The sequence below is a fragment of the Kitasatospora sp. NA04385 genome (assembly GCF_013364235.1).
Taxonomy (GTDB): domain Bacteria; phylum Actinomycetota; class Actinomycetes; order Streptomycetales; family Streptomycetaceae; genus Kitasatospora.
In genome coordinates this window covers 2578138-2599743 of sequence record NZ_CP054919.1, presented here as the reverse complement: position 1 = coordinate 2599743, position 21606 = coordinate 2578138, and the positions used below count along the sequence as shown (strand labels likewise).

General features: G+C 71.9%; 17 protein-coding genes, 2 tRNA genes and 1 riboswitch. Of the genes, 13 read left to right on the top strand and 6 right to left on the bottom strand.

What is annotated here, in order from left to right:
- Nucleotides 1-4: 4 nt before the first annotated feature.
- Nucleotides 5-1399, bottom strand: coding sequence for an amino acid permease (locus HUT16_RS11335; protein WP_176187910.1), 1395 nt, complete (start codon nt 1397-1399; stop codon nt 5-7).
- A gap of 287 nt (nt 1400-1686) precedes the next feature.
- Between HUT16_RS11335 and HUT16_RS11330 the strand changes: the two genes are divergently transcribed.
- Both HUT16_RS11330 and HUT16_RS11325 read left to right on the top strand, forming a co-directional pair.
- Complete coding sequence (locus tag HUT16_RS11330) at nt 1687-2283, top strand: biotin transporter BioY (RefSeq protein WP_176187908.1); 597 nt, start codon at nt 1687-1689, stop codon at nt 2281-2283.
- Nucleotides 2284-2354: 71 nt separating this feature from the next.
- Entirely contained in the window at nt 2355-2840 is a 486-nt protein-coding gene (locus HUT16_RS11325) for a ribose-5-phosphate isomerase (RefSeq protein WP_176187906.1), read from the top strand.
- A 46-nt stretch (nt 2841-2886) separates the two neighbouring features.
- Here the strand turns inward: HUT16_RS11325 and HUT16_RS11320 are convergent, their stop codons facing one another.
- Nucleotides 2887-4140, bottom strand: a complete 1254-nt coding sequence (locus HUT16_RS11320; protein ID WP_176187904.1) for a GNAT family N-acetyltransferase — start codon at nt 4138-4140, stop codon at nt 2887-2889.
- A gap of 161 nt (nt 4141-4301) precedes the next feature.
- On the opposite strand from HUT16_RS11320, the gene HUT16_RS11315 reads away from it, so the two are divergent.
- From HUT16_RS11315 to HUT16_RS11305, 3 genes are all read left to right on the top strand, one after another.
- The gene (locus HUT16_RS11315) at nt 4302-5513 is read left to right on the top strand and encodes a PP2C family protein-serine/threonine phosphatase (RefSeq protein ID WP_254897756.1); all 1212 of its coding nucleotides are present in this window, start codon (nt 4302-4304) and stop codon (nt 5511-5513) included.
- Nucleotides 5514-5969: 456 nt separating this feature from the next.
- Nucleotides 5970-6164, top strand: a complete 195-nt coding sequence (locus HUT16_RS11310; RefSeq protein WP_176187902.1) for a hypothetical protein — start codon at nt 5970-5972, stop codon at nt 6162-6164.
- 367 nt (nt 6165-6531) lie between these two features.
- Nucleotides 6532-6685, top strand: a riboswitch (cyclic di-AMP (ydaO/yuaA leader).
- 5 nt (nt 6686-6690) lie between these two features.
- Nucleotides 6691-7722: a M23 family metallopeptidase gene (locus HUT16_RS11305; RefSeq protein WP_176187900.1), complete on the top strand. Its 1032-nt coding sequence runs from the start codon at nt 6691-6693 to the stop codon at nt 7720-7722.
- Nucleotides 7723-7836: 114 nt separating this feature from the next.
- Here HUT16_RS11305 and HUT16_RS11300 read toward each other — a convergent pair.
- Nucleotides 7837-7910, bottom strand: a tRNA-Gly gene (locus tag HUT16_RS11300).
- A 151-nt stretch (nt 7911-8061) separates the two neighbouring features.
- On the opposite strand from HUT16_RS11300, the gene HUT16_RS11295 reads away from it, so the two are divergent.
- From HUT16_RS11295 to clpX, 5 genes are all read left to right on the top strand, one after another.
- A tRNA-Pro gene (locus tag HUT16_RS11295) sits at nt 8062-8135 on the top strand.
- Nucleotides 8136-8347: 212 nt separating this feature from the next.
- Nucleotides 8348-9739: a trigger factor gene (gene tig, locus HUT16_RS11290; protein ID WP_176187898.1), complete on the top strand. Its 1392-nt coding sequence runs from the start codon at nt 8348-8350 to the stop codon at nt 9737-9739.
- A gap of 250 nt (nt 9740-9989) precedes the next feature.
- Nucleotides 9990-10619 (top strand): ATP-dependent Clp protease proteolytic subunit, encoded by a 630-nt coding sequence (locus HUT16_RS11285; protein ID WP_282206501.1) that lies wholly within the window; start codon nt 9990-9992, stop codon nt 10617-10619.
- A gap of 44 nt (nt 10620-10663) precedes the next feature.
- Nucleotides 10664-11326: an ATP-dependent Clp protease proteolytic subunit gene (locus HUT16_RS11280; protein ID WP_176187896.1), complete on the top strand. Its 663-nt coding sequence runs from the start codon at nt 10664-10666 to the stop codon at nt 11324-11326.
- Nucleotides 11327-11606: 280 nt separating this feature from the next.
- Nucleotides 11607-12893, top strand: a complete 1287-nt coding sequence (clpX, locus tag HUT16_RS11275; RefSeq protein WP_014135752.1) for an ATP-dependent Clp protease ATP-binding subunit ClpX — start codon at nt 11607-11609, stop codon at nt 12891-12893.
- A 96-nt stretch (nt 12894-12989) separates the two neighbouring features.
- Here clpX and HUT16_RS11270 read toward each other — a convergent pair whose 3' ends face one another.
- A complete protein-coding gene (locus HUT16_RS11270; protein WP_176184166.1) occupies nt 12990-13811 on the bottom strand; it encodes a hypothetical protein in 822 nt (273 codons plus the stop codon).
- Between the two features lie 39 nt (nt 13812-13850).
- Nucleotides 13851-14813 (bottom strand): hypothetical protein, encoded by a 963-nt coding sequence (locus tag HUT16_RS11265; RefSeq protein WP_176187894.1) that lies wholly within the window; start codon nt 14811-14813, stop codon nt 13851-13853.
- A gap of 160 nt (nt 14814-14973) precedes the next feature.
- On the opposite strand from HUT16_RS11265, the gene HUT16_RS11260 reads away from it, so the two are divergent.
- Nucleotides 14974-17613 carry a valine--tRNA ligase gene (locus HUT16_RS11260; protein ID WP_176187892.1) on the top strand — a complete coding sequence of 880 codons (2640 nt, stop codon included), beginning with the start codon at nt 14974-14976 and terminating at the stop codon, nt 17611-17613.
- 270 nt (nt 17614-17883) lie between these two features.
- The gene (locus HUT16_RS11255) at nt 17884-18414 is read left to right on the top strand and encodes a hypothetical protein (RefSeq protein WP_176187890.1); all 531 of its coding nucleotides are present in this window, start codon (nt 17884-17886) and stop codon (nt 18412-18414) included.
- Between the two features lie 64 nt (nt 18415-18478).
- On the opposite strand, the gene HUT16_RS11250 is transcribed toward HUT16_RS11255, so the two are convergent.
- Entirely contained in the window at nt 18479-20041 is a 1563-nt protein-coding gene (locus HUT16_RS11250; RefSeq protein WP_176187888.1) for a chitinase, read from the bottom strand.
- Nucleotides 20042-20208: 167 nt separating this feature from the next.
- Here HUT16_RS11250 and HUT16_RS11245 point away from each other — a divergent pair, with 167 nt between their 5' ends.
- Nucleotides 20209-21600: a folylpolyglutamate synthase/dihydrofolate synthase family protein gene (locus HUT16_RS11245; RefSeq protein WP_176187886.1), complete on the top strand. Its 1392-nt coding sequence runs from the start codon at nt 20209-20211 to the stop codon at nt 21598-21600.
- The last annotated feature ends 6 nt before the right edge of the window (nt 21601-21606 follow it).

The window sequence follows — 21606 nt, the reverse complement described above, 5'->3', positions numbered from 1 at the left end:
CGGGTCAGGACGCGGCCGGCCGGCGGCCGCGCAGGTACCCGGACACCGCCAGCACCAGCGTCAGCCCGGCGGTGAAGTACAGCTGGACGCGGTTGGCCGGGTCCAGCGTCATCAGCACCAGCACCGCCACGATCGCGGCCAGCGCCAGGTAGGTCAGGTACGGGAACGCCCACATCCGGACGGGCAGTTCGGCCGCCGACAGGTGCCGCCTGGTCCGCAGCTGGGCGACGCAGATGAACCCCCAGACCACCAGCACCGCCGCGCCGACCATGTTCAGCAGCCAGGAGAACACCGTCTCGGGCCACCAGTACGAGAGCAGCACCGCCAGGAACCCGAACGCGCAGGAGGCCAGCACCGCGCGGCGCGGGACGCCCCCCGAGATCCGGGACAGCGGGCGCGGGCCGTGGCCGCGGGCGATCAGCGAGTGCGCCATCCGCGAGGAGCCGTAGATGTTGGCGTTCATCGCGGACAGCAGCGCGACCAGCACCACCACGTTCATCAGCTGGGCGGCGCCCGGGATGCCCAGCGCGTCCAGCACGGCGACGTACGGGCCCGGCTTGACCACCTCCGGGTCGTCCCACGGCACCAGCGTGACGATCACCGCCATCGAGCCGACGTAGAACAGCGCGATCCGCCACATCGCGGTGCGCACCGCGATCGCCACGCTGCGCCGCGGGTCCTCGGACTCGGCGGCGGCGATGGTGACCGTCTCCAGGCCGCCGTACGCGAACACCGAGGCGAGCAGGCCGGTGATCAGGCCGCTCGCGCCGTTCGGGAGGAAGCCGCCGTGGCCGGTGAGGTTGCTCAGCCCCGGCGCCGGGGTGCCGGGCAGCAGGCCGCAGACCGCCAGCACGCCGATCACCAGGAAGGCGCCGATGGCCAGCACCTTCACCGCGGCGAACCAGAACTCGAACTCGCCGAAGTTGCGGACGGCGGCCAGGTTGGTGAGGCAGAAGAAGGCCATGAACACCGCCACCCAGGCCCAGGAGGGCACGCCGGGCAGCCAGCCGGAGACGATCCCGGCCGCGCCGATCGCCTCCACCGCGACGCCCACGCACAGCAGCACCCAGAACAGCCAGCCGACGGTGAACCCGGCCCAGCGGCCGATCTCCCGGTCCGCGTGCACCGAGAAGGAGCCGGAGGCGGGGCGGGCCGCGGACATCTCGCCGAGCATCCGCATCACCAGCATCACCAGCAGCCCGGAGGCGGCGAAGGCCAGCACCACGGCCGGCCCGGCCGCGGCGATCCCGGCCCCGGAGCCGACGAACAGCCCGGCACCGATCACGCCGCCGAGCGCGATCATCGACAGGTGGCGCTGCTTGAGCCCGTGGGACAGGCCCGCGTCCTCGGCGGCCGCCTCCCGGGCGGGAGCGGTCTCGGGGGTGGGGGTGCGGGTCATGCGGCGGTTCCAGACTGTTCGACTGATTGGTCATGTTCAAAGGGGGTCTGTCCACTATTCGGCATGGGATGTGGACCTCCCAAGCGGTACCGCCATCCGGACGCGGGCGTGACGCGAGGTGGTCGGCCGTACGCTCACCGTGCGGGTGAGGGCCCCGTCACAGGCCGGATCCGACAAGCCGGGACGGTCGGCTTTTGTCACGCCCGACGCGGCGCGAAGCACCTGACAGCACGTAGGTTCACAGGTGATCACCCGCACCGGAGCCAACGGAAACCCAGGGAGCAGCCATGGCCATCGCCGCGCCGACACCGTCCACCGCCGTCCTCGCCGACCTGCTGCCGCAGGCCGCCACCCGGTTCGGTGCCCGCGCCCGCGACCTGGCCCTGGTCGCCGGCGGCGCCGCGCTGACCGGCCTGGCCGCGCAGCTCTCGGTGCCCGTCCCCGGCTCCCCGGTGCCGGTGACCGGCCAGACCTTCGCCGCGCTGCTGGTCGGCACCGCGCTCGGCGCCCGCCGCGGCGCCGCCGCGCTCGGCCTCTACCTGGCCGCCGGCGCGGCCGGCCTGCCCTGGTTCGCCCAGGGCACCTCGGGCGCGGGCCTGGCCACCCTCGGCTACGTGATCGGCTTCGTGGTCGCCGCCGCGCTGACCGGCGCGCTGGCCCGCCGCGGCGCCGACCGCAGCCCGCTGGCCACCGCCGGCGCGATGGTGCTCGGCAGCCTGGCGATCTACGCCGTCGGCGTGCCCTACCTGGCCTTCGCCCTGGACGTCCCGCTGGCGAAGGCCGCCCACCTCGGCCTCTACCCGTACCTGGTCGGCGACGCGCTCAAGGTGGCGCTCGCGATGGGCGCCCTGCCGCTCACCTGGAAGCTGCTCGGCCGCCGCTGACGGACGGTCACGCCCGCCGGGCCCGCGCCCCTGTCGGGGAGCGGGCCCGGCGGCATGTCACACTCGTGGTCATGCGCGTCTACCTGGGCTCCGACCACGCCGGATACGAACTGAAGAACCACCTCGTCGAGTGGCTGAAGGGGGCCGGGCACGAGCCGGTCGACTGCGGCCCGCACATCTACGACGCCGAGGACGACTACCCGCCGTTCTGCCTCCGGGCGGCCGAGCGCACCGCCGCCGACCCCGAGGCACTGGGCGTGGTGATCGGCGGCTCCGGCAACGGCGAGGCGATCGCCGCCAACAAGGTCAAGGGCGTCCGGGCCGCCCTCGCCTGGAGCGAGCAGACCGCCGCCCTCGGCCGCGAGCACAACAACGCCAACGTCGTCTCGGTCGGCGGCCGGATGCACTCCCTCGACGAGGCCACCAAGTTCGTCGAGATCTTCCTCAACACCCCCTACAGCGGCGAGCCGCGGCACACCCGCCGGATCGAGATGCTGTCCGAGTACGAGACCACCGGCGAACTCCCGCCGATCCCGGCCCACCACCCGCAGGGCTGAGCCGCGCCGGGGGACGCCCGCCCGGGCGTCCCCCGCGCAGCCGCCGTCAGAAGCCGTGCGGCAGCCAGGGCTCCAGCCCCGAGCGGAACGCCGCCGAGGCCGGCTCCAGCGCCCCCGGCCGCAGCTCCCGCACCAGGCCCGCCGCGGCCAGCGCCGCCAGCGAACCGCCGCCCAGGTACACCGAGCCCAACTCGCGGACGTCCAGCTCCAGTTCGGCCGCATCCCCGGTCCGCACGCAGGAGGCCGGGCCGCCCGGCGCCGCCGTCAGCCGCCAACGCCCGGCGTTCCACGGGCAGAACGCGTCGGTCACCTCCAGCACCAGGTCCACCCCCACCGGGTAGCCGCGCGCCGCCAGCGCGGCCGGCAGGTCCACCAGCCGCACGTACATCCCGTCCACGATCCGCGGCACCAGGTGCCGGACGTCCGACACCAGGTGCAGCAGCGCGTCGTCCACCGGCAGGTTGGGCGCCTCCACCCGCTCGGTCAGGTCCAGGTCCAGCAGGAACTCCCACAGCCGGGCCGCCACCCAGGGCTCGGCCCCCTGCACCACCCGCACCCGCACCACCCCGGCCGCGCCCCGGTCGGTCCACTCCGACTTCACCGCGTACCGGGCGTAGCCCAGCAGTTCACCGCTAGCCGCGTCCTCGGCCAGCACGCACTGCAGCGGGGAGAAGCCGCCCCGGTCGGCCGGCGCGTCCAGCACCGCCACCTCCTCCCAACCCGGCCGCCGCAGCAGCGTGCCCGGCCGGGCGGCGGCCAGGGCGGCGTACAACTCCTCGCAGCGCGGCAGTTCGGCCACCGGGTCGGCCAGCCGCAGCACCACCTCGCCGTCCCGCTCCGGGGTGCGCACCCGCACCCTGCCGCGCAGCATCGACACCGCGGTCTTCCGGGTGGCCGGCCCGTACCCGAACCGCCCGTAGATCACCGGCTCGGAGGCGGTCAGCACCGCCAGCGGCTCCCCGGCCGCCCGCACGTCGTCCAACTGGCGGCGCATCAGCGCGCTCAGCGCACCCCGCCGCCGGTGGGTCGGCAGCACGCCCACCGCGGCCACCCCCGCCGCCGGGAGCACCGCCCCGCCCGGCACCACCAGCCGGAAGTCGAACGAGGTCGTCCCGCCCACCGGCCGGCCGGCCGCGCAGGCCACCAGCGTGCGCTCCACGTCGATCAGCCGCCGCCACAACTCCCGGGCCTCCGGCGCCTCCTCGCCACCGCCGAAGGCCACCTCCACGTTCCGGTACCAGGTCTCCCACTCCTCGTCGCGCAGCGGCCGGACGGTCAGTTCGGGGTGTCGAATCGTCATGGGGCCTGCCTACCAGCCGGATCGGGGCCCGGCGAGCGAATAACCGCCCCGCGCCCGACGTGTCCCGGGCGGCCGAAACCCGCCGGGCGTGCCACCTCCGCTGCACCCGGTGCCACCCGGCCCGTCGACGCGGGCACCGGCGGTGGATAAGGTCGGTCCCCATGGCCGGCAGCGCGCGTCCCAGTGCGACGGGCCGGGGCGGCCCGCCGTCCCGCGAACCCGTGACGGCCCGGCTGCGCGCGGCGCTGTACCGGGCCCGGCGCAGGCTGCGCCGCACCGGCGTCGACTACTTCCGCGGCGACGGCGCCGACTGGTGGGCGTTCGCCGCGCTCGCCCTGGCCGTCCCGCTGCTGGTGCTGCTCAACGTCGCCGTCCCCGACTGGGCCCCGCCCACCGCCCTGGTCCTGCCGATCCTGGCCGGCGCGCTGCTGCTGCGCCCCGGCACCCTGGTGCTGCTGTACGCCGCCGCGGCCGCCGGCCTGATCACCGAGTCCGTGGTGCACACCGGGGAGCAGGTGGCCAGCGAGCGCCCCGAGGCGTACACCCACGGCGTCACCCCCGGCGCCGCCCTGGTGGTCGGCGCGGTCGGCGTCGCCGGGCTGCTGGTCGCCCAGTTCCGCCGCCGGATCGGCGTGCCCTGGCGCGGCGGCTCCACCATGCTGTTCGACCTGCGCGAGCGGATCCGGGTGCAGGGCCGCGTCCCGCGGCTGCCCGACGGCTGGCACACCGACACCGCGCTGCGCCCGGCCGGCGGCCAGTCCTTCTCCGGCGACTTCATGGTCGCCGCCCGCACCGGCCCCGGCGGCCGGGTGCTCGAAGTCGTCCTCGCCGACGTCTCCGGCAAGGGCATGGACGCGGGCAGCCGCGCCCTGCTGCTCTCCGGCGCCTTCGGCGGACTCCTCGGCTCGCTGCCCGCCCACGACTTCCTGCCCGCCGCCAACGGCTACCTGCTGCGCCAGGACTGGGCCGAGGGCTTCGCCACCGCCGCGCACCTGGTCCTCGACCTGGACACCGGCGAGTACGAGCTCCTCTCGGCCGGCCACCTCCCCGGCATGCACCGCCTCGCCGGGGCCGGCCACTGGGAGGTCAAGGAGGCCGAGGGGCCGCTGCTCGGTGTCTACGACGGCGCCAAGTTCGAAGGCGTGCGCGGTACTTTGGGCCCCGGCGACGTGCTGATGCTGTGCACCGACGGCATGGTGGAGATCCCCGGCCGGGACTTGGACGAGGGCATGGACCGGCTGATGGGCGAGGCCGACCGGCTGGTCGCCACCACCCCGGTGGCCGGGCGCTCGGGGGCGGCGGTCCGGCTGATCGACAGCGTCGCCAAGCACGTCAACGACGACCGCGCGGTGCTGCTGGTCTGGCGCCGCTGAACGTCACCGGGCGCCGCCGGGCGCCGCGGGCCGGGGCCCGTGCGCGGGCGCCGCGCCCCGGGCCGCCGCCGGTGGCGGGAGTGCACGAAGGGTGAGCAGGAAGTGCCCACGGAGTGTCAAACCAGGGCGTTGATCTTCGGCCAATTCCACTGGCATACCCGGTCGGTGGGCGGATGCCCGGTCTGCCTGCCGCTTTGCCGCCCCGGCCGTGGCGGACCGCATCCCACCGACGGCCCGTCAGGACCCGTCCGCTATCGTCACGGTCGGCGGAAATCAGCCCCAGCACCCGGGTTGGGGCCCCGGGTGACTGGGCAAGTCCTTTACGCACTCCGCACGAGCGACCACACTGAGTCCGGATGGAGTGGTGGGGACACGGGGGGCACGGGCCGGTTTCCGCCTGGAGCCGTCGCCGGTTCCGACCCGAATCCCCGCCACGAATCGAGGAAGTGAGTCCCGGTGGCCTTCTCCGTCTCCGCCCTGGTCCTGTTCGGCATCATCGTCGCCATCTTCATCCGCAACAAGCAGTTGAAGACCGGTCACGCGATCATGGCGGCGCTATTCGGCTTCATGCTCAGCCAGTCGAACATGGCATCCCCGATCACCCAGTTCCTCCAGTCCGTCTCCAAGGCGATCTCCGGCATCGCGGGCTGACTCGCCCGACCCCGGAGCGCACGTTCCGACGGACGGGAGACGCCCCCGGCCGTCGCAGAGTCCTGCCCGCGGGTGACCAGGGTCACCCGCCGCGTCACGCGGGGTCGGCGCCCGGACGCGCACGGTGGCCGAAGTCGCCCACCGTACATGGTTCGTGGGCGCACGGTCATGATCCCGTACGCGCACCGCAGCCCCCCGACGGCACAGCGTGACCTGGCGGACCGTCAGCCCCCTCCCGAGCCCGGGAACGGGGCCTACCGGCGCTTGCCAGCTCCGTGAGCCGTGGGTTTTGCTTCCTCCGCAGCCCGGACATCGGCCGGGTGGGCCACCGAGCGGAACGCCTAGTCCTGCCGCCGTTCGGTGCCGACCAGACACCACGCCACGGCAGGAGCGGGGGAACCACAGGTAGTACGCCGGGCCCGGAACGCACGGGAACGGCTCGGGGTGAAGCCGCGGAGAACGCGGCCGGGCAACTCTCGCCCGAACCCGACAGCTCACCTCGTAGGCGTCGGAGAGGAACAGCTTCATGTCCGCTCAGGGCAAGCACCGCAAGCCGCGCCTGGCCACCGTCGCCCGCATCGCCATCGCCGTCGGCGTCGCCGGCGCCGCGGTCGGCCTCCCGGCCACCGCCGCCTCCGCGCACGGCACCACCGACCAGCACGACGGCGGCCGCTCGTGGGCCAGCGTCTCGGTCGACGCCACCCCCGTCGCCGACCACGGCGCCGCCTCCTCGGCCGCCGCCGAGTCCTACCGGGTCGCCGCCGGCGACACCCTCTCCAAGATCGCCGACGCGAAGAACGTCGACGGCGGCTGGGAGAAGCTCTACCAGGACAACCGCTCGGTCATCGGCGGCAACCCGAACCTGATCTACCCGGGCCAGCAGCTGACCGTCAACGGCAAGGCCGCGACGGGCTCCGCCACCACCTCCTCGGACGCCGCGGCCCCCGCCGCCGCCCCGAAGACCTCGGCCAAGTCGAGCACCGGCACCGAGAAGACCCAGGCCCAGGAGTCGACCTCCTCGTCGTCGAGCGCGAAGTCCTCGACCGCGAAGTCCTCGACCGCCAAGTCGTCGACCGCGAAGTCGTCGACCGCCACCACCTCCACCACCACCTCCACCACCACCGGCGGCAGCAGCTCCTCCGCGAGCTCCTCCTCCGGCTACGTCGCCCCCGCGCCGGGCAGCGTCACCACCGGTTACAAGGTGGCGGGCTCCAGCTGGTCCAGCGGCTACCACACCGGCATCGACTTCCCGGTCGCCACCGGCACCAGCCTCAAGGCGATCGCCAACGGCACCGTGGTCTCGGCCGGCAACGGCGGCGCCTACGGCAACCAGGTCGTCATCAAGCTCGCCGACGGCAAGTACGCCCAGTACGCGCACCTCTCCTCGATCTCCGTCTCGGCCGGCCAGTCCGTGACCGCGGGCCAGCAGATCGGCCTGTCCGGTGCCACCGGCAACGTGACCGGCCCGCACCTGCACTTCGAGATCCGCACCACCCCGGACTACGGCTCCGACATCGACCCGGTCGCCTACCTGGCGGCCCACGGCGTCAACGTCTGATCCCCGGCACCACCCCCGAAGGCCCCGCGATCCGCTGCGCGGGGCCTTCGGGCCGTTCCGGGGCGGGAACGGCGACGGCCCCGGCCGCTGGTGCGGTCGGGGCCGTCGGCCTCGTGGAGCGGGTGACGAGAATCGAACTCGCGTGACCAGTTTGGAAGACTGGGGCTCTACCATTGAGCTACACCCGCACAGGAGCGTCCGTCGCCACCGCGAGGGTGGTGAGGACTGGCTCAGCGTACCTGGTCGGGTCGGTGGATTGCACACTCCTTCGCCGTTGTCGGCTCGCCGATATCGCCCCGGTCGGGGGCGGGCCGACGTGTACTCTTCTGCTCGGCACCACGGGGTGTGGCGCAGGTTGGTAGCGCGTCCGCTTTGGGAGCGGAAGGCCGTCGGTTCGAATCCGGTCACCCCGACCGTGTGCGGCAGGGTCTCGTCGGAGGGCGGGGCCCTGTTGTCGTTCCGGCACCCCGTGCGGCCCCGTGCGGGGCCGCCCCCGGTCCGGCCCCGGTGCCGGGCACAGTCGCTTTCGTGGTACCGGTAGGATGGACCGCTGGCGGTAGTACGGACAGCAATGCAGCCCCAACCGCCTATCGCCCTGACCGCAAGCCCCCTAGGAGACCCAACCGTGAAGAGCGCCGTCGAGACTCTGAACCCGACCCGGGTTCGACTCACCGTCGAGGTGCCCTTCGAGGAGCTCAAGCCCAGCCTCGACGCGGCGTACAAGAAGATCAACCAGCAGGTCACCGTTCCGGGCTTCCGCAAGGGCAAGATCCCGAACAAGGTGATCGACCAGCGCTTCGGTCGTGGCGCGGTGCTGGAGGAGGCCGTCAACGACGCGCTTCCGCGCTTCTACACGCAGGCCGTCGACGAGGGCCAGATCGACGTCCTGGGCCAGCCCGACATCACCGAGATCGAGGGTGTCGAGAACCTGGCCGACGGCGGTGACCTCAAGTTCACCGCCGAGGTCGACGTGCGCCCCGAGGTCACCCTGCCCGAGTTCGCCGAGATCGCGGTCGTGGTCGACCCGATCGAGGTCGGCGACGAGGACGTCGAGAAGTCCCTGGAGCAGCTGCGCGAGCGGTTCGCCTCCGTGAAGGACGTCGAGCGCGCCGCCGGCGAGAACGACATCGTCGTGGTCGACCTGGAGGCCAAGGTCGACGGCGAGGTGCCGGAAGACGGCACCGCCACCGGCGTGAGCTACGAGATCGGCTCCGGCCGCCTGCTGGACGGCATCGACGAGGCCGTGGTCGGCCTGTCCGCCGGTGAGTCCAAGACCTTCACCACCACCCTCAAGGGCGGCACCCAGGTCGGCAAGGAGTCGGAGGTCACCGTCACCGTGACCGCCGTCCAGGAGAAGGAACTCCCGGCGCTGGACGACGAGTTCGCGCAGCTGGCGAGCGAGTTCGACACCCTGGAGGAGCTCCGCGCGGACTCCGTCAAGCGCCTCGAGCGGATGAAGGAGTTCGACCAGGCCACCCAGGCCCAGGAGAAGGTCCTCGACGAGCTGCTCTCGCGGGTCGAGATGGACTACCCGGAGAAGCTGCTCGCGGACGAGATCGGCACCCGCAAGCACAACCTGGAGCACCACCAGCTGGAGCCGATGGGCCTGACCCTCGACACCTACCTCGCCTCCCAGGACAAGTCCCGCGAGGACTACGACAAGGAGACCGAGGAGCAGGCGAAGAAGGGCATCAAGACCCAGTTCGTGCTGGACCAGATCGTCAAGAACGAGGAGCTGGGCGTCAACCAGGAGGAGCTCACCGAGCACCTCATCCGCCGCGCCGCCGGCTCCGGTCTGACCCCGGACCAGTTCGCCCAGCAGGTCGTCCAGGGCGGCCAGGTGCAGCTCCTGGTCGGCGAGGTCGCCCGCGGCAAGGCGCTGGCCCTGGTCGTCGAGGCCGCCAAGGTCACCGACACCAACGGCGAGACCGTCTCCTTCGAGGACGACGAGGAGGAGACCACCGAGGCCGCCGAGGCCGCCGCGGCGGAGACCTCCGAGGAGTCCGCCGAGGCCTGAGCCTCCTGACCGTCGGACCGCCGACGGGGCGTCGAAGCACCGGGAACGGGCCCGGACACCGCAGGGTGTCCGGGCCCGTTCGCGCGTTCCCGGGCCGTCCCGGACGCGTTCGGCCTGCTCACCCTGCGCTCACAGCGAACAGTTCTGCGTGGGGGATTCAGCGGCGGGGCCTGCGCGTTAGGGTCGGTGGACAGCGACACACACGCAGATCGACTGAGCAGGTGGCTAAGTGACGTTCCCGCAGATGCAGATGCCTGGCCCGATGGCACCGCACGCCGCCGGCGGCGACGTGGGTGGCGGCCTGGGCGACCAGGTCTACAACCGGCTGCTCAACGAGCGCATCATCTTCCTCGGCCAGCAGGTCGACGACGACATCGCCAACAAGATCACCGCCCAGCTGCTGCTGCTCGCGGCGGACCCCGAGAAGGACATCTACCTCTACATCAACTCCCCGGGTGGATCCATCTCGGCCGGCATGGCGATCTACGACACCATGCAGTACATCAAGAACGACGTGGTCACCATCGCGATGGGCATGGCGGCGTCGATGGGCCAGTTCCTGCTGACCGCGGGCGCCAAGGGCAAGCGCTTCTCGCTGCCGAACGCCAACATCCTGATGCACCAGCCCTCCGCGGGCCTCGGCGGCTCCGCCACCGACATCCGGATCCAGGCCGAGCAGCTGCTGCGCACCAAGAAGCGGATGTCGGAGCTGATCGCCTTCCACAGCGGCCAGTCCTTCGAGCAGATCACCCTGGACTCCGACCGCGACCGCTGGTTCACGCCGGAGGAGGCCAAGGCGTACGGCCTGATCGACGAGATCATGCACAGCGCCGCGGACGTCCCGGGCGGCGGCGGCACCGGCGCCGGCCTGGCCGGCTGACCGGCATCGGAACCCTGACCGCACGCTTCGGAGGACCAGAAACCATGAACATCCCCAGCCTGTCGGGTGCCAAGGCCCGCCTGGAGGACATGCGCGCCGAGGGCCGCTACATCGTCCCGCGCTTCGTCGAGCGCACCTCGCAGGGCATCCGCGAGTACGACCCGTACGCCAAGCTGTTCGAGGAGCGCATCATCTTCCTCGGCTCGCAGGTGGACGACGTCTCGGCGAACGACATCATGGCGCAGCTGATCTGCCTGGAGTCGATGGACCCGGACCGGGACATCTCGCTCTACATCAACTCGCCCGGCGGCTCGTTCACCGCGCTGACCGCGATCTACGACACCATGCAGTTCGTGAAGCCGGACATCCAGACGGTCTGCATGGGCCAGGCGGCCTCGGCCGCCGCGGTGATCCTGGCCGCGGGCACCCCCGGCAAGCGCCTCGCGCTGCCGAACGCCCGGGTGCTCATCCACCAGCCGTACACCGAGACCGGCCGCGGCCAGGTGTCCGACCTGGAGATCCAGGCCAAGGAGATCTTCCGGATGCGCGAGCAGCTGGAGACCATGCTGGCCAAGCACTCCAGCAAGGACGTCGAGCAGGTCCGCGAGGACATCGAGCGCGACAAGATCCTCACCGCCGAGGAGTCGCTGGAGTACGGGCTGATCGACCAGATCGTCTCGACCCGGAAGAACTCGTACACCGACTGACCCTCCCGCCCCGGGGCGGTGCGTACGTGACGTACGCCCCGCCCCGGGGCGTTCCGGTCCGGGCGTCCGTCCCGCACAATGGGCAGTCGGGTCCATGCGCCCGCGACGGCATCTGTTCGGTATCAATTCGCCCAGGGCGTAGGGCAGAGCGGTCGAAGTCGGCGGAAACCGCGGCTAGGCAGAGTACCGTCGGATACCAGACCGACCGCCGACGGCGCAGCCGGTCTCACAGCACCAGGCCCCGACCCCCGCGGGGCCCCTGGCGAAGGGGAAGCACCTCGTGGCACGCATCGGAGACGGTGGCGACCTGCTCAAGTGCTCGTTCTGCGGCAAGTCGCAGAAGCAGGTGAAGAAGCTGATCGCCGGGCCAGGCGTGTACATCTGCGACGAGTGCATCGACCTGTGCAACGAGATCATCGAGGAGGAGCTCGCCGAGAGCTCCGAGGTGCGCTTCGAGGAGCTCCCGAAGCCCCGCGAGATCTACGAGTTCCTGGACCAGTACGTGGTCGGCCAGGACCTCGCGAAGAAGGCGCTGTCGGTCGCGGTCTACAACCACTACAAGCGCGTCCAGGCCGGTGAGGCCGGTCGCAGCGGCAGCGGCCGGGACGACGCGATCGAGCTGGCCAAGTCCAACATCCTGCTGCTGGGCCCGACCGGCTCCGGCAAGACGCTGCTGGCGCAGACCCTGGCCCGGATGCTGAACGTGCCGTTCGCGATCGCGGACGCCACGGCGCTGACCGAGGCCGGCTACGTCGGCGAGGACGTCGAGAACATCCTGCTGAAGCTGATCCAGGCGGCCGACTACGACGTCAAGAAGGCCGAGACCGGGATCATCTACATCGACGAGATCGACAAGGTCGCCCGCAAGAGCGAGAACCCGTCGATCACCCGGGACGTCTCCGGCGAGGGCGTGCAGCAGGCGCTGCTGAAGATCCTGGAGGGCACCACCGCCTCGGTGCCGCCGCAGGGCGGCCGCAAGCACCCGCACCAGGAGTTCATCCAGATCGACACCACCAACGTGCTGTTCATCGTGGGCGGTGCGTTCGCGGGCCTGGAGCGGATCATCGAGGGCCGGGCCGGCGCCAAGGGCATCGGCTTCGGCGCGACCATCCGCTCCAAGCGCGAGGTCGACTCGGCGGACCACTTCCGCCAGGTGATGCCGGAGGACCTGGTGAAGTTCGGGATGATCCCGGAGTTCATCGGCCGCCTGCCCGTCATCACCAGCGTGCACAACCTGGACCGCGAGGCGCTGCTGCAGATCCTCACCGAGCCGAAGAACGCGCTGGTGAAGCAGTACCGCAAGCTGTTCGAACTGGACGGCGTGGAGCTGGAGTTCACCCGGGACGCGCTGGAGGCGATCGCCGACCAGGCGATCCTGCGCGGCACCGGCGCGCGCGGTCTGCGGGCCATCATGGAGGAGGTGCTGATGTCCGTGATGTACGAGGTGCCGTCCCGGCAGGACGTCGCCCGCGTGGTGGTCACCGGCGACGTGGTCTCCAAGCACGCCATCCCGACCCTGGTCCCGCGCGACATGATCAAGCGCGAGCGCCGGGAGAAGAGCGCCTGAGCCCGGCGCCCGAGCAACGGGAAGGGCCCCGCACCGGTCACCGGTGCGGGGCCCTTCCCGTTGCTCGCCGGTCGGCGAACCGCGGTGCCGCGAGGACTACTTGACGACCTCGGCGGTCTTGCGCAGCTCGCGCGCGTCGGCGGCGATCTTGTCCAGGTCGACGCCGTCCAGGGAGCCCTCCAGGACGACCATCACGGTGGAGTTGTCGGCCCAGAGGCAGAAGCCGGTCTCCTCGCCGTCGACGCCCTCGCCGTTGGTGGCGCAGTCCATCTTGCCGCCGAGCGGGCCCGGGTCCACCGACTTGCGCGCGCCGATGCCGCTGCCCATCGCCTTGAACTCCGCGTCCAGCTGGGCCTGCGGGTCGGAGATCTTGCCGTAGTAGCCGCCGGCCTGGACGTAGCGATCGTCCGAGTTGTAGATCGCGGCGACCGCGCCGTCCGGGGTGCCGCCGCTGGAGGAGGCGTTGCTGCGGATCGAGTCGGCCATCTTCTGGGCGTCGGCCGCGTTGTCGCCGCTCTCCAGGCCCTGGAAGGTCGAGGGCAGGACCAGCTTGTACTTGCCGGTCTTCGAGACGGTGTCGTAGGCGAAGTAGCCGATCACGCCGACGGCGCCCAGGATCAGGACGGACACGATCGACAGCGTGATCCACAGGCCCTTGCGGGACTTCTTCGGCGGAGCCGGGTAGCCGGGGTAGCCGGGCACGCCGACCGGGTAGCCCTGGGGCGGCACCGCGGCGCCGCCCCAGGCCTGCTGGGGCTGCTGCTGCGGGTAGCCGTACCCGGGCTGCGGCGGCTGGGGCGCGCCCTGCTGCGGGTAGCCGTATCCGGGCTGCGGGGCGCCCTGCGGGGGTATCGGGGCGCCGGGGGGCTGCGGCGGCCCGAAGCCGGGCTGCGGCGGGCCGAACTGGTTGTCGGACACGGCTGGGGCTCCGTTCACACGTGGAGGTGGTGCGGGGGTCTACTTGGCGACGGTCGAGGCGTCCCGGACCTGGCGGGCCAGCGCGGCCATCTCGTCGACCGAGAGCGACTTGGCGCTCTGGTCGAGGTCGAGCGCGGAGACCGAGCCGAGCGTCGAGTGCGTCGCGAACACGCAGGCCGGCTGCTCCTTGCCGGTGCCGGCCGACGCGGCCACGGCGCAGTACAGCCGACCGCCCGGGTCCTTCGGGTCCTTGGCGTCGAAGCTCTTGAAGGGCACCTTCCAGACGATCTTCTTGGTGTCCGAGGTGGCTTCGGAGTTGGTCTCGTCGACGCTCTGCTCGGCCCGGGCGGTCAGCGCCTTGGCGGCCTTGTCGGGGTCGTCGATGCTGCCCCAGGTGCCGTTGATGTTGACCAGCTGGGAGGTGTTCTTCGAGTAGGTCACGCTGATCGAGGACTCGAAGGTGCCGACCGACTCCAGGCCGTCCAGGCCGTCCGCCTCCTCCTTGCCCTTCTTGGTGTAGCCCGCGACGCTCGCGGTCTCCGCCAGCTTGTACTTCGCCTTGGTGTTGGCGCCCCTGGACGGGTCGGCGCTGTCGCCGCCCTTCAGCCCCCACCAGACGCCGCCGCCGATCGCGGCCAGCACCACGACGACGGTCAGGGCGATGATCCCGCCCCTGCCCTTCTTGGGCGGCGCGGGCGGCACCGGGTAGCCGCCGTACTCCGGCTGCTGCGGCCCGCCGTACTGCGGCGGCGGCTGCTGTCCGTAACCGGGCTGCCCGTACCCGGGCTGGGGGTGGCCGGGCTGCCCGTAGCCGGGCTGTCCGTACCCCGGCTGCGGCGGGGCCTGCTGCGGGTAGCCGTACCCGGGCTGCGGCGGCTGCGGCGCCCCGTACGCGGGGGGCTGCTGCCCGTAGCCGGGCTGCTGCGGCGGCGGCGGGGCGCCGTAAGGCTGCGGCGGCTGCCCCTGCGGATACTGCTGCGGTCCCTGCCCCTGGCCGTACATCGGTCGTCAGTCTCCCCCGCCGCGTGAGCGTCCCGCGGCACTGTTCCTCGTCGAGTGCTTTACCATGCGGCACGCTATCGTACGGCCCCCCCGGCGCGCCCGAGTGGTCCGGGCACAATCGGTTCGTAACCGCGGTCCGGCCTTCCGTAAACTGTGCGTCGTGACCGACACGACGAACCAGCGCCCCGTGAACTCGCACCCCGGGGACGACGCAGCCACCCTCCCGACGACCTACGCCCCGGCCGAGGTAGAGGGCGAGCTGTACGAGCGCTGGGTGGAGCGCGGTTACTTCACGGCCGACGCGAAGAGCGAGAAGCCGGCGTACACCATCGTCATTCCGCCCCCGAACGTCACCGGCGCGCTGCACCTCGGCCACGCCTTCCAGCACACGCTGATGGACGCGCTGACCCGCCGCAAGCGGATGCTCGGCTTCGAGGCGCTGTGGCTGCCGGGCATGGACCACGCGGGCATCGCCACCCAGAACAAGGTGGAGCAGCAGCTCGCCGAGGCCGGCCTGTCCCGGCACGACCTGGGCCGGGAGGCCTTCGTCGACAAGGTCTGGGAGTGGAAGGAGAACTACGGCGGCCGCATCCTCGGCCAGATGCGCCGCCTGGGCGACGGCGTCGACTGGTCGCGCGAGCGCTTCACCATGGACGAGGGCCTCTCCCAGGCCGTGCAGACCATCTTCAAGAAGCTCTTCGACGACGGCCTGATCTACCGCGCCGAGCGCATCATCAACTGGTGCCCGCGCTGCCTGACCGCGCTGTCCGACATCGAGGTCGAGCACGAGGACGTCCCCGGCGAGCTGGTCTCGATCCGCTACGGCGACGGGGCCGACTCGATCGTGGTCGCCACCACCCGCGCCGAGACCCTGCTGGGCGACACCGCGATCGCCGTCCACCCGTCCGACGAGCGCTACGCGCACCTGGTCGGCCGGACGGTCAAGCTGCCGCTGACGGACCGGGAGATCCCGGTCGTCGCCGACGAGCACGTCGACCCGGAGTTCGGCACCGGCGCCGTCAAGGTGACGCCCGCGCACGACCCGAACGACTTCGCCATCGGCCAGCGCCACAACCTGCCGAACCTGACGGTGATGGACGAGCGCGGCGCCATCACGGTGCACGGCCCGTTCCTCGGCCTGGACCGGCACGACGCGCGCGCCGCGGTGGTCGGCGCGCTGCGCGAGCAGGGGCGCATCGTCGCCGAGAAGCGCCCCTACGACCACGCGGTCGGCCACTGCTCGCGCTGCAGGACCGTGGTCGAGCCGCGGCTGTCGCTGCAGTGGTGGGTCAAGGTCGAGCCGCTGGCCAGGGCCGCGGGCGACGCGGTCCGCGACGGCCGGGTCGAGATCCACCCGAAGGAGCTGGAGCGCCGCTACTTCGACTGGGTCGACAACATGTACGACTGGTGCATCTCGCGCCAGCTCTGGTGGGGCCACCGGATCCCGGTCTGGTACGGCCCGGACGGCGAGGTCGTCTGCGTCGGACCGAACGAGCAGCCCCCCGCCGGCGAGGGCTGGGTCCAGGACCCGGACGTGCTGGACACCTGGTTCTCCTCCGGCCTGTGGCCGTTCTCCACCCTGGGCTGGCCGGAGCGCACCGCCGACCTGGAGAAGTTCTACCCGACCGACGTCCTGCTGACCGGCCACGACATCATCTTCTTCTGGGTCGCCCGGATGATGATGTTCGGCCTGTACGCGATGGACGGCGAGATCCCGTTCAAGACCATCGCGCTGACCGGCCTGGTCCGCGACGAGTTCGGCAAGAAGATGTCGAAGTCCTCCGGCACCGCCGTCGACCCGCTGGACTGGATGGACGCCTACGGCGCCGACGCCGTCCGCTTCACGCTGGCCCGCGGCGCCAACCCCGGCGCCGACGTGCCGATCGGCGAGGACTGGGTCAAGGGCTCGCGGAACTTCTGCAACAAGATCTGGAACGCCACCCGCTTCGCCCTGATGAACGGCGCCACCGTCCGGGGCCCGCTGCCCGCGCCGGAGGAGCTCACCGCCGCGGACCGCTGGATCCTGTCCCGGCTGAACGCCACGGTCGCCGAAGTCGACGCGCTGTACGAGGACTTCGAGTTCGCCAAGGTCTCGGACGCGCTGTTCCACTTCGCCTGGGACGAGGTCTTCGACTGGTACGTCGAGCTCTCCAAGACCACGCTGAACAAGGGCGGCGCGCAGGCCGACCACGCCCGCCGGGTCCTCGGCGAGGTGCTCGACGTGACGCTGCGCCTGCTGCACCCGATCGTCCCGTTCGTCACCGACGCGCTGTGGACGACGCTCACCGGCGCCGAGTCGGTGGTCGTCGCCGAGTGGCCGAAGGACTCCGGCTACCGGGACGCCGACGCCGAGTCGGAGATCGCCCTGCTCCAGCAGGTGGTCACCGAGGTCCGCCGGTTCCGCAACGACCAGAACCTGAACGCCACCCAGAAGGTCCCGGCCCGGCTGGCGCTGGCCGGCCACCGGCTGGAGGTGCACGAGGCGGCGATCCGCTCGCTGCTGCGCCTGACGCCGCCGGAGGAGGGCTTCCACGCCACCGCCTCGCTCCCGGTGGCCGGCACGACGGTCGAGCTCGACCTGTCCGGCACCATCGACGTGGCGGCCGAACGCAAGCGCCTGCACAAGGACTTGGCGGCGGCCGAGAAGGAGAAGGCGCAGGCCGAGGGCAAGCTCGGCAACGAGGCCTTCCTGGCCAAGGCGCCGGACGCGGTGGTCGCCAAGATCCGCACCCGGCTGGCGGCCGCCGAGGCCGACGTCGAGCGGATCACCGCCCAGCTCGCGGCGCTGCCGCAGGGCTGACCGCCCGCCGACAGGGCCGTCGCTCCCCCCGGGGCGGCGGCCCTGCGGCTTTTCCCGAGTTGTTCCCGACGGTTTGTCAATTCCCTTGCCCGCGCGTCGCGGTACGGCCGGAACACCCCCTATTCGGCGTCATTCCCGGGCAATTGGCGTGTCGCGCCAATTGGAATGCATTGCGTTGCCGATCCCCGCGCGTTCAGCGACCTTTGCACGTCCGGTGTGTACGGTGGGCGACGTTCCCATTCGGACGGGGCACGAACGGAGGGTGCGCGCATGATGGCGACCGGGGAGTTGGTCGACGAACTTCCGGACGAACTTCCGAGGGAAGAAGTGGAGGCGGCCAAGGCCAGGGCGGCGACACTGCTGCTGGCATTCCGGCACGGAAACCAGGTCGCCTTCGACACCGAGCTGGACCGGCTGCTGGCCGAGCACGTCGAGCGCGAAGTGGCCACCCTGCTGGTGTGGATCGCCGCCGAGGCGGTCCGCAAGGCGTACGCCCCCGAGGTCGCCGACCGGGTGCTGCGCGGCCTCGCCCGGCGCGCCCCGCAGGACACCGCCCAGGTGCCGGTGGACGAGGAGGCGGCCGGCGCGGCCCTGCTGCTGGAGGCCGTCGCCGCGGGCGACGTGGCCGAGGTCCGCACCCTGGTGGCCGGCACGCCCGACACCACCTACCTGCTCGGCGGCCTGGTGCAGGCGGTGGCGATGATGCTGCCGTTGCTGCCCGAGGGCGAGGCCGAGGAGATCGCGGCCGAGCTGCGCCGCCGGCACGCGGGCCGGCTGCCGATGCCGCGCGGCACCCGCTGACGGATCGTCACTGCGCGCCCCGGGACGGGAGGCTTCCATCCCGGGGCGCGCGCGGTGGGTCAGGTCACGGCATCGCGTGCAGGTGCGCGCCGATCGTGTTGGCGATCTGGTTGCCCGCGGTGGCGTCCCAGTTGGTGGACCAGGTCATCGCGCCGCCGATGGTCGGCCAGGTCTGACTCGGCTTGAACGAACCGCAGTTGGTGCCGGCGGCCAGGCAGTCCAGCGCGTTGTTCACGGTCGCCGGGCTGATGTACCCGCCGCCCGCCGCGCTGGTGGACGCCGGGACGCCGAGGCCGACCTGGTCGGGCCGCAGGCCGCCCTGGAGCTGGATGCAGGCCAGGCCGGTGAGGAAGTTCTCGGTGCCCTGCGAGTACACGCCGCCGTCGCAGCCGAGCATCGCCCCGCTGTTGTAGTACTGCATGTTGACGATGGTCAGGATGTCCTTGGTGGCCAGCGCCAGCTTGAAGTACTCGCCGCCGGTGGACTGCATGCCGATGGTCTCCGGCGCCATGGTCAGCACGAACCCGGACCCGACCTTGGCCGCCAGGCTGTGCAGCGCCTGCGCCATGTAGGTGGAGTTGACGCCGTTCTCCAGGTCGATGTCGATGCCGTCGAAGCCGTACTGCTGGATCAGGCCGTAGGCCGAGTTGGCGAAGTTGGTCGCGGCCGTGGAGTTGGCCACCGAGACGGTGCCGTTCTGCCCGCCGACCGAGATGATCACCTTCTTGCCGGCCGCCCGCTTGGCCGCGATGTCGGCCTTGAACTGGGCCTCGGTGTAGCCGCCGAGCTTGGAGGACAGCGTCGGGTCCAGGGTGAAGCTGATCCCGCCCTGGGTGCTGGTGGCGTCCGCGAAGGCCACCGCGATGATGTCGTACGCGGCCGGGACGTCACTGATCCGCTGCGGGGTGGCGCCGTTGTAGAAGTCCTGCCAGTAGCCGGTCAGCAGGTGCTTGCGGGGCGGCGGCGCGGTCGGGCTGACCGAGGTCGACGGGGACGCCGACGCGGACGCCGACGGGGACGGGCTGCTCGACCCGGTCCCGCTCGGCGTCGGGTCGACGATGACCGTCCCGGACGGCGAGGGGCTGGCGCCGGTGCCCGGGCCGACCAGCGAGACCTTGTCCACGGTGAACGGCGTCTGCCCGTACCAGCCGTGGAACCACACCGACACCGAGGTGGTGGACGCGCCGGTGGTGAAGGTGGAGGTCAGGTTGTTCCAGCCGGAGTTGGAGCTCCAGACGGACGGGTCGGTGCCGCCGGTGCCGGTGACGCCCGCGAACACGTAGCTGCCCTGCACGGTGGCGGTCAGGGTGTACGTCGAGTTCGGCAGCACGGTGACGCTCTGGCTGCAGTTGGCGTAGTCCGTGCCGGCCGGGGAGCCCTGCAGGTCCCAGCCGGTGGCGGCGTTGTTCACCGCGGTGACGGTGGGGCCGCAGGTCCACGGGCTGATGTGGTTGCCGGCCGAGAAGTCGCCGTTGGCGACCACGTTCACATTGGGCGCGGCGGCGGTGGCCGTGCCGGTGCCTGCCATCAGCAGGCCGGCCAGGCCGGTGGACGCCGCCACCAGTCCGGCGAGCAGGGCCCGTCCGGTGCGCGGGCGGCGGTGCGGTCGTGGCTGTGGTGCACGCATGCCATCTCCATGTGGGGGAGTGTCGATGGGGGTGCGGTGCGGGGAGCTTCGAGCGTGGCGCGGGAGGAGCGACTCACACGGTGGAGTAGACCAATTCCGGTGTCAAGAGGGCCTGCGCCCCGGGGCGGCCGTCCGGGCCGGGCGCGCGGAGTCCTTAGACTGGCGAGGTGAGCGACAAGGCCGAGCCCAACCCCTACACCGTCCGTCCCGCCGACGCCGGCGGCACCGACCCCGAACTGCGCGCCGTCGAGGCCGAGCTGGCCACCCGCTGGCCGGAGAACAAGCTGGAGCCCTCGCTGACGCGGATCGAGGCGCTGATGGACATCCTCGGCCAGCCGCAGCGCTCCTACCCCTCGATCCACATCACCGGCACCAACGGCAAGACCTCCACCGCCCGGATGGTCGAGCAGTTGCTCGGCGCCTTCGAGCTGCGCACCGGCCGCTACACCTCCCCGCACGTGGAGTCCGTCACCGAGCGGATCAGCCTGGACGGCGCGCCGATCACCCCCGAGAAGTTCGTCGAGACCTACCGGGACATCGAGCCCTACGTGCGGATGGTGGACGCCGCCCAGCCGATCGCGATGTCCTTCTTCGAGGTGCTCACCGGCATGGCCTACGCCGCCTTCGCCGACGCGCCGGTGGACGTCGCGGTCGTCGAGGTCGGCATGGGCGGCACCTGGGACGCCACCAACGTGATCGACGCCCAGGTCGCCGTGATCACCCCGATCGGCCTGGACCACACCGACAAGCTGGGGGAGACCACCGGCGAGATCGCGGTCGAGAAGTCCGGCGTCATCAAGCCCGGCGCGCTCGCCGTGGTCGCCCAGCAGCAGCTGGACGCCGCCGAGCAGATCCTGCGCCGCGCCGTCGAGGTGGACGCCACGGTGGCCCGCGAGGGCATGGAGTTCGGCGTGCTGCGCCGCGAGGTCGCGATCGGCGGCCAGCTGGTCACCCTGCGCGGCCTCGGCGGCCACGAGTACCAGGACCTCTTCCTCCCGCTGCACGGCGACCACCAGGCGCAGAACGCCGCGCTGGCGCTGGCCGCCGTCGAGGCCTTCTTCGGCATCGGCCAGGGCGGCGCCGAGCACCTGGACGAGGAGAAGGTCCGGCAGGCGCTGTTCGGCGTCTCCTCCCCGGGCCGGCTGGAGGTCGTCCGGCGCAGCCCCACCGTCATCCTGGACGCCGCGCACAACCCGCACGGCGCGCAGGCCGCCGCCGCCGCGATCGGCGAGGCGTTCGGCTTCACCAAGCTGGTCGGCGTGATCGCCACCAGCGGGGACAAGGACGTCACCGGCCTGCTGGAGGTCTTCGAACCGATCCTCGCCGAGGTCGTGATCACCCAGAACTCCACCCACCGCGCGATGCCGGTCGACCGGCTGGCCGCGATCGCCGTCGAGGTCTTCGGCGAGGACCGGGTGCAGGTCGAGCCGCGGCTGGACGACGCGATCGACGCCGCCGTCACCCTGGCCGAGGAGGAGGACCTCGGCGGCGCCGGCGTCCTGGTCACCGGCTCCGTCATCACGGTGGGCGAGGCGCGCCTGCTGTTCGGAAGGAAGTAACCGCAG